Source organism: Vibrio sp. 704 (assembly GCF_033339295.1).
On record NZ_JAWOUH010001034.1, the window covers coordinates 1 to 514 of the forward strand.

Annotated in this window: 1 pseudogene; it reads right to left on the minus strand. The window is 52.5% G+C overall.

Annotated features, from left to right (window positions below):
- A pseudogene (gene fliI / locus R7R24_RS30500) lies at positions 1–514 on the minus strand (flagellum-specific ATP synthase FliI); the annotation flags it as partial.

The following is a 514-nucleotide window of genomic DNA, read 5'->3' on the forward strand; positions in this document are numbered from 1 at the left end:
CGTTCAATAAACTCACGAACTTCTCGACCACGCTCACCAATCAAACCCACCACAATGACGTCCGCTTCCGTGTTTTTGGTGATCATCCCCATTAACACACTTTTACCAACACCACTGCCCGCCATTAGACCAATACGCTGACCTTTACCGACCGTCAGCAAACCGTTGATCGCACGAACGCCTACATTAAGCGGCGTATCGACAGGACGACGCTTAAGGGGGTTGATCGGTTTAGGTTCAAGTGAAACACGATCGCCCCCTTTAAGCGGCATGCCGTCATCCAATGGCTCGCCTAAGCCGTTCACCACGCGCCCCATCCACTGAGAGCTGAGTTGCACGGTACTGTCGCCGTCTAATGGGATCACCTTCGCACCGGCAAACAAACCGCCTAAACGGCGGATTGGCATTAAGTACGCAACGGTATGATCAAAGCCGACCACTTGTGCTTCGATCATATCGCCTTCGGCGGTTTCCACTAAGCAACGTTGCTCAAGCTTAAAACGACATCCAACCG